The 14,615-nt window shown below is 46.6% G+C and carries 14 protein-coding genes; 9 read left to right on the top strand and 5 right to left on the bottom strand.

All coding sequences use genetic code 11. The features are described 5' to 3' along the window. Positions 1-53: 53 nt before the first annotated feature. The 5 genes from nagB to ACNAZ4_RS12580 form a co-directional block, all read right to left on the bottom strand. The gene (nagB, locus tag ACNAZ4_RS12600) at positions 54-788 is read right to left on the bottom strand and encodes a glucosamine-6-phosphate deaminase (protein WP_415814877.1); all 735 of its coding nucleotides are present in this window, start codon (positions 786-788) and stop codon (positions 54-56) included. Between the two features lie 24 nt (positions 789-812). Beyond that, positions 813-2,000 (bottom strand): N-acetylglucosamine-6-phosphate deacetylase, encoded by a 1,188-nt coding sequence (nagA, locus tag ACNAZ4_RS12595; RefSeq protein WP_415814875.1) that lies wholly within the window; start codon positions 1,998-2,000, stop codon positions 813-815. A gap of 260 nt (positions 2,001-2,260) precedes the next feature. Beyond that, complete coding sequence (gene murQ, locus ACNAZ4_RS12590; RefSeq protein WP_415814873.1) at positions 2,261-3,175, bottom strand: N-acetylmuramic acid 6-phosphate etherase; 915 nt, start codon at positions 3,173-3,175, stop codon at positions 2,261-2,263. Between the two features lies 1 nt (position 3,176). Next, positions 3,177-4,244 (bottom strand): DUF871 domain-containing protein, encoded by a 1,068-nt coding sequence (locus ACNAZ4_RS12585; protein WP_415814871.1) that lies wholly within the window; start codon positions 4,242-4,244, stop codon positions 3,177-3,179. Between the two features lie 171 nt (positions 4,245-4,415). Further along, on the bottom strand, positions 4,416-5,789 hold the full coding sequence (locus ACNAZ4_RS12580; protein ID WP_415814869.1) for a PTS transporter subunit EIIC: 1,374 nt from the start codon (positions 5,787-5,789) through the stop codon (positions 4,416-4,418). Between the two features lie 302 nt (positions 5,790-6,091). Between ACNAZ4_RS12580 and hprK the strand changes: the two genes are divergently transcribed. The 9 genes from hprK (at position 6,092) to hisB (ending at position 14,539) form a co-directional block, all read left to right on the top strand. Further along, positions 6,092-7,027, top strand: a complete 936-nt coding sequence (gene hprK / locus ACNAZ4_RS12575; protein WP_415814867.1) for an HPr(Ser) kinase/phosphatase — start codon at positions 6,092-6,094, stop codon at positions 7,025-7,027. A gap of 148 nt (positions 7,028-7,175) precedes the next feature. Continuing rightward, a complete protein-coding gene (gene lgt, locus ACNAZ4_RS12570; protein ID WP_415814865.1) occupies positions 7,176-7,988 on the top strand; it encodes a prolipoprotein diacylglyceryl transferase in 813 nt (270 codons plus the stop codon). 247 nt (positions 7,989-8,235) lie between these two features. Continuing rightward, positions 8,236-9,180 carry a nucleoside recognition domain-containing protein gene (locus ACNAZ4_RS12565; RefSeq protein ID WP_415814863.1) on the top strand — a complete coding sequence of 315 codons (945 nt, stop codon included), beginning with the start codon at positions 8,236-8,238 and terminating at the stop codon, positions 9,178-9,180. Beyond that, complete coding sequence (gene ppaX / locus ACNAZ4_RS12560; protein ID WP_415814861.1) at positions 9,170-9,814, top strand: pyrophosphatase PpaX; 645 nt, start codon at positions 9,170-9,172, stop codon at positions 9,812-9,814. The genes ACNAZ4_RS12565 and ppaX overlap by 11 nt, the downstream gene beginning before the upstream one ends. Position 9,815: 1 nt before the next feature. After that, a complete protein-coding gene (locus ACNAZ4_RS12555; RefSeq protein ID WP_415814859.1) occupies positions 9,816-10,358 on the top strand; it encodes an acyltransferase in 543 nt (180 codons plus the stop codon). A gap of 476 nt (positions 10,359-10,834) precedes the next feature. After that, positions 10,835-12,010 carry an ATP phosphoribosyltransferase regulatory subunit gene (locus ACNAZ4_RS12550; RefSeq protein WP_415814857.1) on the top strand — a complete coding sequence of 392 codons (1,176 nt, stop codon included), beginning with the start codon at positions 10,835-10,837 and terminating at the stop codon, positions 12,008-12,010. Continuing rightward, positions 12,007-12,630, top strand: a complete 624-nt coding sequence (gene hisG, locus ACNAZ4_RS12545) for an ATP phosphoribosyltransferase (RefSeq protein WP_214706356.1) — start codon at positions 12,007-12,009, stop codon at positions 12,628-12,630. Before ACNAZ4_RS12550 ends, hisG begins: the two co-directional genes overlap by 4 nt. 28 nt (positions 12,631-12,658) lie before the next feature. Continuing rightward, on the top strand, positions 12,659-13,924 hold the full coding sequence (gene hisD, locus ACNAZ4_RS12540; protein ID WP_415814855.1) for a histidinol dehydrogenase: 1,266 nt from the start codon (positions 12,659-12,661) through the stop codon (positions 13,922-13,924). Between the two features lie 27 nt (positions 13,925-13,951). Further along, positions 13,952-14,539: an imidazoleglycerol-phosphate dehydratase HisB gene (gene hisB / locus ACNAZ4_RS12535; protein WP_415814853.1), complete on the top strand. Its 588-nt coding sequence runs from the start codon at positions 13,952-13,954 to the stop codon at positions 14,537-14,539. The last annotated feature ends 76 nt before the right edge of the window (positions 14,540-14,615 follow it).

Raw genomic sequence — 14,615 nt, 5'->3', positions numbered from 1 at the left:
ATTCTCCTGACTGCATACAGAATTTCTTGAAGGGAGAGAACTCCCGTTGTCAGCTATGGGGGGGGAAGTAATGCTGATGCTTCCTTATCCGCAAAGATAGTTACGTTTTTATGACTATTTAAAACAGTGGCAGGGAATGATTCACTGACTTCACCATTCACTAACCGTGCCAGAGCTTCTGCTTTGGAGGCACCAGATACAAGCAGGAAGATCTCCTTGCTTGCCATAATAGAGGCGATACCCATTGTGATTGCTTGTCTCGGGACATCTTCAAGCGATTTGAAAAATCTCGAGTTAGCCTTACGAGTACTTTCCGAAAGGTTGATAATATGGGTCCGGCTGCTGAATGAGGTGCCGGGTTCGTTAAAGCCGATATGCCCATTTTGTCCGATCCCGAGAATCTGTAAATCAATTCCGCCATGGTCCTGGATGAACTGTTCGTACCGCTTGCATTCCTCTTCTAGATCCTTTGCAGTGCCATCCGGAATATGAGTTTGTTCAAGGGGGATATCGATGTGATCGAACAAATTCTCACACATGAAATAGTGATAACTGTTAGGGTCTTTTTTAGAAATTTCGATGTATTCATCCAGATTGAATGTATTGACTTGCTTATAAGTTGTCTTATTTTCTCCATGATCTTGTATCAGTCTTTTATAGACACCCGTCGGAGTGCTGCCTGTCGCAAGTCCAAGTTTCAGGCTTGGGTTGGCGTGGATTTTGGAGATGATTTGTGCCGCAGCCATTTGGCTGAGCTCTTCGTAGGTGCTTGTTTTAATCAATTTCAACGTCATCACCTCGTAAAATAGGTTTTAGGATTGGGCATCACGCTTGAAGCTATTCACACCGCGGCAAAAAGCCATTGAAACATCAAAATTGTCATCGAGAACGACTAGGTCAGCATCCTTGCCTGCAGTGATGCTTCCTTTTCTGTCGAATATCTTTAGCTGCTTTGCGGGGTTTTCACTCGCAAGCTTAACTACTTCTTCAAGGCTGATATGCGAGAATTCCATCATGTTCTTCAATGAATCTTTCATTTTCAAAATGCTTCCAGCAAGTGTTCCGTCAGCCAAAAGGGCCTTTCCATCTGCAACACTTACTTCCTGCCCGCCAAGGTCATACGTTCCATTTTTGAGGCATTTTGCTCTCATGGAGTCGGTGATCAGGATGACACCGTCAGTTCCCTTTGCCCGCAACGACAAATCGATCATCTCTGGAACGACATGAATGCCATCAGCAATTATCTCAATTTTCAGCTCATCAAAAAGTAATGCCGCACCTGCTACTCCTGGATCGCGATGATGCATGCCGCGCATTCCGTTATAAAGATGGGTAACATGAGTAGCACCAGCTTTGACTGCCTTAGCCATTTGATCGTACGTGGCATCTGAATGGCCAATAGAAGCAATGACACTGTTTTTAGATAAATAAGCGATAAACTCATAGCCATTTTCTTTTTCCGGAGCAAGTGTCACGAGACGTATATGACTACCTGCTGCTTCCTGCATTTTAGCGAAAAGCTCTACATCTGGATCGATGATATGATCAGCGGGCTGTGCACCTTTGCGAGCTTCATTAATAAAAGGACCTTCCAGGTGGACACCAATTACTTCTGCTTTCCCGGAATGATTATGATTACTGATATAATCAGCAGCATTTCTTAAAGCTTCGAGGATTTCATCTTGATCTTGAGTTATGGTCGTCGCCAGGAAACTGGTTGTCCCTTCCTGGGGCAGGATCGAAGCCATTGTATTCAAAGCTTCAGTGGTAGCATCCATTGTATCCGCACCGCCGGCTCCGTGGATATGCACGTCAATAAAGCCCGGTACGATTGTGCTGTTCTCGGGTAACTCAATCACCTCAGCATGGCGATATTCAGCCGGAAGGGCAGACGCCTGTCCTGTTTCAGTGATTTTGCCATTCTTACTATATATAAATCCCTTATCAATCAGTCCTTCTTTTGTTAAAACCCTTGCATTTAAAAGCAATAAATCCTTCATTCTTTATCACTCCTGTTGAGAGCTGACTTTACTGCTCTTGATAACCTCAATACAATTATTATACTAATACAAGATGGTGGTTGTCTATACCAGTTTAATCTAGAAATATTAATTTGATGATGGTATATACAGGTGAAAAGCGGAGGGTTTCTCCGCTCATTGTTTAAACTTTCGATATTCTTATTTTTAATTTATAGATCGATTTGAATTCTTGCTCTGGTGGTTATTTCCATAACTTGTACGATCTATTTTTAAATGCTTTATTGTGCGCTGCCTTTATAATGTTCGCTGATCGCTTCACGGAGGTATCCATCGTGCTTATTTAAAAGGTTGTTCGCTTCGATGCCCTTCAAGCCAGTAATGATTTGCAGAATCGCTGCTTTCGTATGGTAGTTTTGTTCCTTGATTGCTGCTCTTGCTTCCTCGTCTGATGCTCCAGTAGCCATTTTGACGATATTCACTGCACGGTTATGGAGTTTTTCATTCGTCATCTGGACATCGACCATCAGATTGCCGTAAACCTTGCCCATTTTAATCATGGAAGCAGTAGAAAGCATATTTAAAATGAGCTTCTGTGCAGTTCCAGCCTTCATTCTTGTTGACCCTGTAATGACTTCCGGTCCTACGACTGCTGCAATCGTATAATCAGAGACTTGTTCCATTTCGGAGTCCTTGCTGCAAACGACAGAAACCGTTACCGCACCTAGCTGTTTGCTGTATTCGAGTGCACCTATCGTGTACGGTGTCCGTCCGCTTGCGGCGATGCCGACAACGACGTCTTTCGCTGTAAGCGAAATCTCTTCCATATCTGTCTTTCCCTGCTGCTTATCATCCTCGACACCTTCAATCGCTTCCGTCATCGCTTCTTTTCCGCCAGCGATGATCCCGACGACCATCCCCGGATCTGTGCCGTAGGTAGGAGGACATTCTGAAGCATCGATGATTCCAAGTCGTCCGGAAGTGCCAGCTCCGACATAAATCAGTCTGCCGCCTTGTTTAAAAGCAGCGACAATCTTATCGACAACCTCTGAAATGTTCGGAACCTGCCTTGCGAGCACATTCGGAACGAGTGTATCTTCCTGGTTAATGACCGTGATAATTTCCTCTGTAGACATGAGGTCTATATTCAATGTTTTTGGATTTTGCTGTTCTGTATTCAGTTTCGTGATATTCATGTTAATCCCTCACAATAAATTGAAATTTTTGGCCCGCTTTGATGTTTGTAAGCAGGGGAAGATCTGATTGAATGATTTTTCCAATGCAATTCACTTTCTCATCGCGAGGCAGCTTATTCACGGCGATCTGTAACTCGCCTGCGTACCGCCCATAAAGCTGATTATCCATCGTGACAGTACCAGGTGTTCTTTCAAGGTGGTTTTCAGGTGTGAGCTGCTTGTCGCCCTTTAACGCATAGGAGCGGGATTCAACCGCGCGGACCACATCACGTGCAGGGTCCATTCTGTTCGTCAAAGGCTTGCCAATGTATTCTTTTAGAGCCGGTAAGCTCCCAGATTCAACTCGAAGCGGGATTATCTCCTCTGTAAGAAAAGTGAGCAATCCCAATTCTTCATCGGATGCTGAGTGGTCGCCAATCAGGATTTTATCGGTAAAACATGAAAACTTCAGCTCTGCAGCGGCAACATGAGGCAATCGTCCACGGTGCTCCTCAAGAGTAGGAAGGCCAGCAAAAATAGGTCCGCGCAAATCTTTGTCACCTGCAACGAAGGCCATCGTTGTGATGCCCATCGAGCGAAACATTCTATTTCTTTTGATTAGGAAGGACTTGTCCAAGCCGGTTTCAGGCCTAGGGTAAAAATTATGCCATGCTTCAACGTTTTCAGTCTTTAACCCAGCTTCAATCCATGATAAAAGCTCTTCTTTTGTTACCGTACTTGCATTGATGCCAATTTTCATTTTTTGCGACAATTCTACGATTTGTTCTGCCGTAAAACCATAATCGGCCCTGATGCCTGCAAGACCCCATTTCAGCAATTTTTCGTAGGTGTCCCAGTCAAGTCCCAGAAAACTAAGTGATCGGTGGGAGACATCGGCTATCAGCTCCATTTGGTGCTGCTTAGCAAGGGTTCCGATTTCCTGTAAAAGTTCCTTATAATCAGCAGTGTTATCTTCAGGGATATGGAGGGAGGTGAAAATGGACTTCAACCCATATCCAGCAGCTTTTTCAATCCAGGCAGCATTTTGTTCCATGCGACCTTTAGTTAAATAAACGGATATTCCCAGCAATAAAAACCCTCCAATAAGTTACAGTATTCACAATTCAGTTTTAAAAAAATTCAGGAAATAGCCGGATAGAATAGAAGAAAGGAGGAAAGCAACTCTCCTCCTTTTCTTCTTATTTTTCGAGCTTTGGCACTTGTCGTTGCTGAACAACGTACCAGAGCTTTTCACTTACTATTAAATATCCTTTGCCATTTCATCCTTGAAGCCAAAAGTCCATGTGAAGATGAATCCGAACACATAGGCTATTAATAGGCCAATAAGATAAAGTATGATTTGGTTCGTATGGACAAGGAAAGCAAGAGGAATTCCAGAAACCCCGATTGCGATTGTTGCGATTTTAAAGAAAGCCTGGAAAGCACCACCGACAGCTGCACCAAGACATGCTGTGACGAATGGACGGCCTAGTGGAAGGGTAACCCCAAAAATCAGCGGTTCGCCGATTCCAAGTATCCCAACAGGAAGTCCGCCTTTGATTACTTTTTTCAATCGTTCGTTCTTCGTCTTGAAGTAAATCGCGAATGCCGCACCTACCTGCCCAGCGCCGCCCATTGCAAGGATTGGCAGAAGGGGGTCATCGCCGATTGTATTGATCAATTCCATGTGCACCGGTGTTAAGCCCTGGTGCAAACCAGTAACAACTAGTGGAAGGAAAGTTCCTGCAAGAATTAATCCTGCGAAGATTCCACCCATATCAATCAAGCCAAGCAAGCCCTTTGTAATCAGGTCAGAAATGAAACCGCCGACAGGCTGAAGGACAAATAATGTGGCAACACCTGTAATTAATAATGACAGTGTAGGAGTAATGATAATATCCAATGATGACGGAACAAATTTCCGGATGCGTTTTTCAAGGAAAGCAATAAACACAGCGGCAAGCATAACGCCGATTAATCCGCCACGTCCAGGAACGAGGGCTTCCCCAAATAATGTAATGTTCGCAAGACCCGGGTTGATGATCAGGATACCGGCTGCACCCCCTAATGCAGGCGATCCTCCAAATTCACGGGCAGTATTTATACCGACGAATACACCAAGGTAGCTGAAGATCCCCCAGCCAATCAGGTTAAGAACTTGAACAATCGCTGATTCAGGGTCTGCGCCTGCACGGACGATCACGTTCGTGATACCGGCAATCAAACCTGAAGCGACAATCGCAGGAATCAGTGGAATAAAGATACTTGCAATTCTTCTTAAAAATAATTTGAACGGAGTAGCGTTCTTTTTGTTAAGATCATCCTTCGTGCGGCCAGCCAGGCCATCAAAAGGATTCGGATCTTCTTCGTCTACAAGACTAGCAGACTTTCCAGTAATCTCAGAAACTTCGTTAGCGACTTTAGTGACAATTCCAGGCCCAAGAATGATCTGCAATGTTTCTTCTTCAACGACACCGAGCACGCCATCAATTTTCTTGATGCCAGCCACATTTACTTTGCTGTAATTTGCCGGCTTGACGCGCAGACGGGTCATACATGAAGCGACATCCGCTACATTGTCAGAGCCGCCAAGCTGTTCAAGTATCTCTCTTGCCAGGCGTTCTTCATTACGCATGGTGTTTCCCCCTTAATAAATAAGAATGTAAAAATAAATGCAAAAATGAATTCGCTTACAATTTGATGATAACAAGGAAACGTATAGTTGTCTATACCTTTTTAAACAATGTTTATCAGTTGGTATTAGTATTAAGTTAAAAGGTTCATACCGTTGAGAAATCTAATTTAAAAATGAAAAAATAAGAAAACACCACATCCTAATTTTTGCGACCTTATATTTGGTTATTAGTGAAAAAGTGCTAAAATATAAAGTATTGTGATCATGTGGAAAAAATTGTCCTAATAAAGGAGGAACTTTCTTTGCCAAAAGTCCGCACTAAAGACATCATCGAGAAATTCGACATGGAATTGTTAAGTGGAGAGGAAGGCATTAACCGTCCGATTACGACGACTGATATCTCCAGGCCGGGACTCGAGATTGCCGGTTACTTTGAATATTATCCTGCAGAGCGCCTGCAGTTGCTTGGAAAAACAGAACTGACCTTTTTTGAGAAGCTGAACCCCCGCGAAAGGACAGAGCGGATGGAAAAGCTTTGCACAGATATTACGCCGGGCATCATCGTCACCAGGGACATGGAAGTTCCTGCTGAACTGATCGAAGCGGCTGAACGCGAATCCGTACCGGTCATGAGGTCCAAGCAGAAAACAACAAGGCTTTCGAGCCATCTTACAAATTACCTGGAGAGCAAGCTGGCACCAACCACTGCCGTACACGGTGTACTGGTCGACCTATATGGGATCGGCGTCCTGATTACAGGCAAAAGCGGTGTCGGTAAAAGTGAGACTGCTCTTGAACTGGTCAAACGCGGCCACAGGTTGGTAGCGGATGATTGCGTTGAAATTCGCCAGGAAGATATCGGGAACCTTGTTGGTAACTCACCCGATTTAATTGAACATCTGCTCGAAATCCGCGGCGTTGGCATCATCAATGTGATGACGCTGTTCGGAGCTGGTGCTGTTCGCTCACATAAAAAGATTTCGCTGATCATTGATCTCGAGATTTGGGACCAGAAAAAATCTTATGACAGATTGGGCCTTGATGAAGAAAAAATGAGAATCCTCGACACCGATGTAACGAAGCTTACGATTCCGGTCCGTCCTGGCCGTAACCTCGCTGTCATCATTGAGGTAGCTGCAATGAACTTCAGACTGAAGCGTATGGGAATGAATGCGGCAGAGCAATTCACCAACAGGCTGTCTGACGTCATCGAGGATGGCGACCATGATGAGAATTGATTTTGATCGCTGCTTTTTAATAGAATGCTTCACATAACAATGCATTGTAAAAGCAATGAAGTATACAAAATGTCTTAATCAAACGTTTGATTAAACAGGGCCAAAGTGCTGGTACAATTGACTTTTATATGGATAAAGGGGAACTGAAATGGAAAAGAATATTCAGCCGATCGACCCGATTGCCTTTTCGCTTGGGCCGATCCAGGTACACTGGTACGGGGTCATCATCGGGCTTGGAATTGCGCTTGCATTATGGATTGCCATGCGCGAAGCCGAACGCCGGGGATTGCCAAAAGATATATTTGCAGATTTGATGCTCTGGGCGATCCCGATCGCCATCATCTCAGCAAGGATTTATTATGTTATTTTCCAATGGGATTATTACGCTCAGTATCCGGGCGAAATCTTTAAGATTTGGAATGGCGGCATCGCGATTCATGGTGCTTTGATTGGGGCTGTAGCCACGACCTATTTCTTTACGAAGTCAAGGAATGTTTCATTCTGGAAGCTTGCGGATATCGCTGCTCCGAGCATCATCCTTGGCCAGGCCATCGGCCGCTGGGGCAATTTCATGAACCAGGAAGCGCATGGCAGGGAGGTTACACGGGCATTTTTGGAGAACCTGCATCTTCCGGAATTCATCATCAACCAGATGTATATCAATGGCACATACTATCATCCAACATTCCTGTATGAATCTATCTGGAATTTGCTCGGGTTCATATTGCTCATGTCCTTGCGCAGGGTCAACCTGGGACGTGGGGAAATCTTCCTCAGCTATATCATCTGGTATTCAATCGGACGCTTCTTTGTCGAAGGCATGCGCACAGACAGCCTGATGCTGACAGACACGCTAAGGATTGCCCAGACCATCTCGATCGCACTGATTGCCTTGGCAATTGGCTTATGGATCTATCGGAGAGTCAAGGGTTATTCAAAAGTAAGATATTTAGAGAACTAATGAAGTTTCGGGTTACTAAAAAAGCAACCAACTCAATACATTATATATAGCAGGAAGCTGTTTTCGTAAAGAGTGTTGTTAAAACGTGATAATAGCCATTTGTAGGTCGGTACTAAGTTTGCAAGCTCTTTTCTCATAATAGTCGTGAATTGTGTGAACAATCTTAGGCCATTCAATTCTATTTTGTAGCCAATAGCAACAAACTTTGAGAAAAGAGCCTAGCAGAAAAAATGGGAGAGATGCTTCGATGGGTTCTTCATTGAAAAGAGGGTTGATGGTTGGCTTGAATACGACATGGTCACTGGGGAAAGTCATTTTCCCAGTGACTCTGATCGTTTCGATCCTAAAATATACTCCTGTCCTGCCATGGGTCATCGATTTGATCACCCCGCTGATGGCGCTGCTCGGCTTGTCGGGAGATGCGGCAATCCCGCTTGTCATCGGGAATTTCCTTAATCTGTATGCAGCCATCGGAGCGATACTGACTCTTGATCTGACGGTAAAAGAAGTGTTCATTATCGCAGTGATGCTGAGCTTTTCGCACAATATGCTGGTGGAATCAAGTGTGGCTCTCAAGGTCGGTGTCAAGCTTTGGATCATTGTCCTTGTCCGGCTCGGTCTTGCATTTTTATCGGCGATTGTCATCAACCTCGTCTGGAATGGCGGTTCCGAAATCGCTAAATATGGGATGGTCCCTGCTAAAAGCGAAGAGGTTTCTGGCTGGGGATCGATTCTCCTTGAGAGTATCACCAAAGCGGGAATCGGCATTTTTCAGCTGGCTATAATTGTCATCCCGCTGATGGTTGTCGTGCAGATCATGAAGGATAGGCAATGGCTTGCTGTTTTTTCAAGATGGATGGCGCCGGCGACAAAAGCGCTTGGCATGAAGGAAAACACTTCGACGACGATGGCTGCCGGCCTGTTGATCGGCCTCGCATACGGTGCAGGGGTGATGATCCAGGCGGTCCAGGAGGATGGAGTCAGCAAGAAGGATGTCACGCTTGCGTTCATTTTCCTTGTAGCCTGCCACGCAGTCGTAGAGGATACATTAATATTTGTTCCGCTTGGAATCCCGGTGCTGCCTCTTGTTTTAATCCGCCTTGGAGTGGCGATATTATTGACGACAGCAGTCGCATTCGTCTGGAACCGGGCAGACCTTGCCAAAAGAAAGGAAGCAGTATATGAGCAATAAAATAGATACGGTCCTGTTCGATCTCGACGGGACTTTAATTGATACTAATGAATTGATTATTTCTTCGTTCCTGCATACGATGGAAACCTATTTTCCGGGCCAGTACAAACGGAAGGATGTCCTTCCGTTTTTAGGGCCATCACTCAAGGATACATTCGAGCCGATGGATCCCGAAAGCTACGAGGACATGATCAAGACCTACCGTACTTATAATCTGGCGAACCATGACCTTTTGGTGAAAAGCTTCGAAGGTGTCTACGAGACAGTAAGAACTTTGAAGGAGAGCGGCTTCCATCTTGGCATCGTCACGACAAAGCTTTCTGATGTCGTCCAGATGGGCCTGAAGCTGACGGGGCTTGATGAATTTTTCGAGGTCGTCGTGGCACTTGACCATGTCGAAAAAGCGAAGCCGGATCCGGAGCCGCTATTAAAAGCATTGGACATGCTTGGATCCTCACCCGAACGTGCCATCATGGTCGGCGATAACCACCATGATATCCTTGGCGGCAAAAATGCCGGCACAAAGACGGCGGCCGTAGCTTGGTCCATCAAGGGCAGAGAGCATCTGGAGCAATACAAACCGGATTACATGCTGGAAAAAATGGCCGATATCCTGCCAATCCTCGGGGTGTAGGATGAGAAGGACGACACGCTATCGTGTAGAAGGCGCCAACTCACTCTGGCATGTTTACAAGACCGTCCCCTTCTGGAAGGTCGTCAAGAATTTCGCCGTCATCCAGCTGGCGCGCTACACGCCATTCCTCGGGATGAAAAACTGGCTGTACCGGACATTTTTGCGAATGAAGGTTGGCGACCAGACATCATTTGCGCTGATGGTCATGCTGGACGTCATGTTCCCGGAAAAAATTTCGGTCGGTCGCAATACCGTCATCGGTTATAACACCACCATCCTTGCACATGAATACTTGATCAAGGAATACCGCCTTGGCGATGTAGAGATCGGCAGTGAAGTCATGATCGGCGCCAATTCAACGATCATGCCAGGCATCAGGATCGGCGACGGCGCGATTGTCTCCGCCGGGACACTCGTCCACAAAGATGTCCCTGAAGGCGCCTTCGTTGGCGGCAACCCAATGCGCATCATCTATACCAAAGAAGAACTAGCGCAGCGCTGGTCGGACGATGAGATTTATGGAACAAAAAGCGAACGGAATTGATTTCCGCTTCGCTTTTTTTGTTTCTGGTGAGCACTTGGTCGATATAATTGAAAATCCGCTGATAAATTGCGTAATGTGGTCGATAAAATCAAAAATCCGCCGATAAATCTTGAAAAGTGGTCGATATATTCTTATTTTCGCCAAAAAAGTGATCTTCCTCCTCTCAATACATCCATGGAGGCTGCAATTTCTTCAGTATTGAATACATTTTTTACATCCTCTTATGAATCAGATCCCTTTTTAGAAAAACAAGTATCAAAAATTATAATCATGAAGAGCTAATGGTTGACGGATAATAGAATGAACGGTAAACTACATATAACTTCATCTTGTTACCATATTAGCGAACTAAAGGATTTTGACAATTAAATTAAAAGAAACCCAAATGATTAAGGTAAAAGTAAGCCGCACAGGCAACGAATTAATGAATTCCAAAAATAAACCAAACCACATCGGCAACGAAGAAGGTGACCATATTGAGTCGATTATTCATGTTTGAAAAACCGCTTGGCATGCGGGATACACTGCCTGAGCTGCATGAAGCGAAGGAAAGAGTCCGCAGCTCCATCGAAATGGAAATGAAACGCTGGGGGTTCCAATTCATCGAAACACCTGCTCTTGAATATTACGAAACGGTCGGAACGGCATCGGCAATACTGGATCAGCAATTATTCAAACTGCTGGACCAGCAGGGGCACACACTGGTGCTGCGTCCCGATATGACTGCGCCAATCGCCAGGGTCGCGGCTTCCAAGCTTTATAAAGACCAGATACCTTTAAGGCTGGCCTATTCGGCGAACGTCTACCGTGCCCAGCAGCGTGAAGGAGGCAGGCCGGCAGAGTTTGAACAGATCGGGGTCGAGTGTATCGGCGATGACTCTGTCAGTGCGGATGGCGAGATGATCGCGCTGGCGATTTCCTCGCTGAAAAAAGCAGGATTGGAACAATTCCAGCTGTCAGTTGGGCATGTTGGCTTCGTCAACGAATTATTCGTACAGATCCTTGGAAACGAGGAACGGGCAAGGGAATTGACGAAATTTTTATACGAGAAAAATTATGTTGGCTATCGTGAGCATGTCAAATCATTGCCGCTATCTTCGATTGATTCGCAAAGGCTGCTTGCCTTCCTCGAATTGCGCGGCGGCCCTGAAGTGATCGGCAAAGCGCTCGAACTGGTCGAGAACGGAAAAGGCAGGGCGGCGCTCGATGAATTGAAGCTGCTCTGGGACGTCATCGAGGATTACGGGGAAAGCAGCCGAATCAAATTCGACCTGACGATTGTCAGCCATATGAGCTACTATACAGGGATTCTTTTCGAGGTATATGCCGGCATGGTCGGATTCCCGATCGGCAATGGCGGGCGCTATGACAAATTGCTCGAGAAATTCGGCAAAACAACTGGAGCGACTGGGTTTGCCATCAGGCTCGACCGCTTGCTTGAAAGTTTAGGGGACTTAGGTGAATCAGAACCTGTCACCTGCATCCTTTTCAGTCCGGAACGGAGAAAGGAAGCGTATCAGATGGCATCGCAAAAAAGGGGAGACGGTGAACGGATCGTCCTGCAGGACATCAGTGCAGTCCGCAATCTTGATGCGTGTTCAAATGTTTTTGCCAATGTTGTTTTCCTTGTAGGGAAGGAGGGAACGCAATGAATGAACAGCTGACGATTGCAATGCCGAAGGGCAGGATTTTTACCGAAGCAGTCGAACTGCTGCGCAACGCGGGATTCAATCTTCCTCCTGAATTCGATGACTCGCGCAAGCTGATTATAGATGTTGAAGAAGAAAATTTCCGTTTCATCCTCGCCAAGCCAATGGATGTGGCTACATATGTGGAGCATGGTGTCGCCGATCTCGGGATTGCCGGGAAGGACGTCTTGCTTGAGGAAGAACGCGATGTGTACGAGCTGCTCGATTTGAAAATCAGCGGCTGCTACCTCGCTGTCGCAGGCCTGCCTGACACAAAAATGAACGATGTCGCACCGAAAATCGCGACGAAGTATCCAAACATCGCTGCCGCTTATTTTCGCGAACAGGGCGAGCAGGTCGAGATCATCAAATTGAACGGATCGATTGAGCTTGCGCCTCTGATTGGCCTTGCCGACCGGATTGTCGATATCGTTTCAACCGGCCGGACCCTGAAAGAGAACGGCCTTGTCGAATATGAAACAATCACAGGCGTGACCTCAAGGCTAATCGTGAACCCGGTCAGCTACCGGATCAAGGACGAGCGCATCAGTGAGCTGATCAAAAGACTGAATGAAGTAATTTAATAGTTGAATCTGAAAGGATTTGATTTTGGTGGAAATTTTACAGATAGACGGCAATTTGTCACTGAAACGGACGGTGGATGGCGGAACAGAGGAACAGCGCAAAGCCGTGCAGGCGATCATCGCGGAAGTCAGGGCTGCAGGCGACCAGGCTCTCAAGGCTTTTACCGAAAAATTCGACTCAGTGACGCTGGATGAATTCCGCGTAACACAAGAAGAAATTTCTGAAGCCTATAAAACAGTCAGCAGTGAGTTAGTGGACATCATCACCGAAGCGGCAGCCAATATCCGCACATACCATGAAAAACAGCTGCGCCCTTCATGGATGACGACTGAGGAAAATGGCACAATGCTCGGCCAGAAGGTGACGCCGCTCGATTCTGTTGGTGTATATGTCCCAGGAGGAACTGCCGCATACCCGTCATCCGTATTGATGAATGTCATTCCCGCGAAAACGGCAGGTGTGGAGCGAATCGTCATGGTGTCGCCGCCCGGACAAGATGGGAAGCTTCCGGCAGGCGTGCTGGTTGCGGCCGACATCGCCGGGGTAAAAGAGATCTATAAAGTCGGCGGAGCACAGGCGATTGCAGCTCTGGCATATGGAACGGCAACGATCAAGCCGGTTGATAAAATCACAGGCCCAGGCAATATTTACGTCGCCCTCGCCAAGCGCGAGGTGTTCGGCGATGTTGCAATTGATATGATCGCAGGACCAAGCGAAATCGGCATCCTAGCCGACGATACAGCGCGCGCCAATGAAATTGCGGCCGACCTGCTTTCCCAGGCGGAACATGATCCGCGTGCGTGTGCAGTCCTGGTGACAACATCCCGTACTCTGGCAGAAGACGTGCTGGATGAAGTATATAAGCAGCTTTCACAATTGCCGCGAAAAGATATCGCCACCGCGGCGATCGAGGATTTCGGGGCGATCTATGTTGGTGCTGATATGGAAGAAGCCATCGGAGCGATCAATCAGCTGGCTCCTGAGCACCTTGAGATTGTCACCGAAAATCCGGTTGAATTGCTCGGTAAAATAAAGCATGCAGGAGCGATTTTCCTTGGCAGATACAGTTCGGAGCCGGTTGGCGATTATTTTGCCGGACCAAACCACGTCCTGCCGACGAACGGAACGGCACGCTTTTCAAGTCCACTAAGCGTCGAGGATTTCCAGAAGAAATCAAGCATCATTCTATACAGCGAGCAGGCGATGAACGCCAATGGAGCGAAGATTGCCGAATTCGCAAGGCTGGAAGGTCTTGAAGCACATGCCCGGGCAGTAGAAGCTCGCCTGAAATAAGAGAATTTTTATCCGGAGGTAAAAATCATGGAACGGACGGCAACAGTGAACAGGTATACAAATGAAACGAAAATAGATTTGACGTTTGGCATCGATGGGGAAGGACAATCGTCTCTCGAAACGGGGGTCCCTTTCCTTTCCCACATGCTCGATTTATTCGCAAAGCACGGACAATTCGATTTGTCTGTTGACGCTAAGGGCGATGTTGAGGTCGATGGCCATCACACCACCGAAGACATCGGCATCTGCATTGGCCAGGCGCTCCGTGAAGCATTAGGAGATAAAAAGGGAATCAAGCGCTATGGAAACGCGTTCGTCCCAATGGATGAGGCACTTGCCCAGGTAGTCATCGACTTAAGCAACCGTCCGCACCTTGAAATGCGTGCGGAATTCCCTTCGCAGCAGGTCGGTACATTCGATGTCGAACTTGTCCATGAATTCCTGTGGAAGCTGGCGCTGGAGGCGAGGATGAACCTTCATGTCATCGTCCATTACGGCAAAAATACACACCACATGATTGAGGCGGTATTCAAAGCCCTTGGCCGCGCGCTTGATGAAGCAACGACCATCGACCCCCGCATAAAAGGCGTTCCATCAACCAAGGGGATGCTGTAAACAGATCTCTTCAAATGGAAGGGGTTCTGAACATAGGTCTTCAGATAGAAGGAATGTTGTAAACAGATCTTCAAAT

It is taken from the genome of Mesobacillus thioparans (genome assembly GCF_965138835.1).
GTDB lineage: Bacteria > Bacillota > Bacilli > Bacillales > Cytobacillaceae > Mesobacillus > Mesobacillus thioparans.
This window is presented reverse-complemented; position numbering and strand designations above follow the sequence as displayed.

Bases quoted from the DNA above. Each gene is read 5' to 3' on its own strand.
- lgt (WP_415814865.1), top strand. From the start codon at position 7,176: ATGGAAAAGAATATTCAGCCGATCGACCCGATTGCCTTTTCGCTTGGG.
- hisG (WP_214706356.1), top strand. From the start codon at position 12,007: ATGAATGAACAGCTGACGATTGCAATGCCGAAGGGCAGGATTTTTACC.
- ppaX (WP_415814861.1), top strand. From the start codon at position 9,170: ATGAGCAATAAAATAGATACGGTCCTGTTCGATCTCGACGGGACTTTA.
- nagA (WP_415814875.1), bottom strand. From the start codon at position 2,000: ATGAAGGATTTATTGCTTTTAAATGCAAGGGTTTTAACAAAAGAAGGA.
- murQ (WP_415814873.1), bottom strand. From the start codon at position 3,175: ATGAATATCACGAAACTGAATACAGAACAGCAAAATCCAAAAACATTG.
- hisB (WP_415814853.1), top strand. From the start codon at position 13,952: ATGGAACGGACGGCAACAGTGAACAGGTATACAAATGAAACGAAAATA.
- ACNAZ4_RS12555 (WP_415814859.1), top strand. From the start codon at position 9,816: ATGAGAAGGACGACACGCTATCGTGTAGAAGGCGCCAACTCACTCTGG.
- ACNAZ4_RS12580 (WP_415814869.1), bottom strand. From the start codon at position 5,789: ATGCGTAATGAAGAACGCCTGGCAAGAGAGATACTTGAACAGCTTGGC.
- ACNAZ4_RS12565 (WP_415814863.1), top strand. From the start codon at position 8,236: ATGGGTTCTTCATTGAAAAGAGGGTTGATGGTTGGCTTGAATACGACA.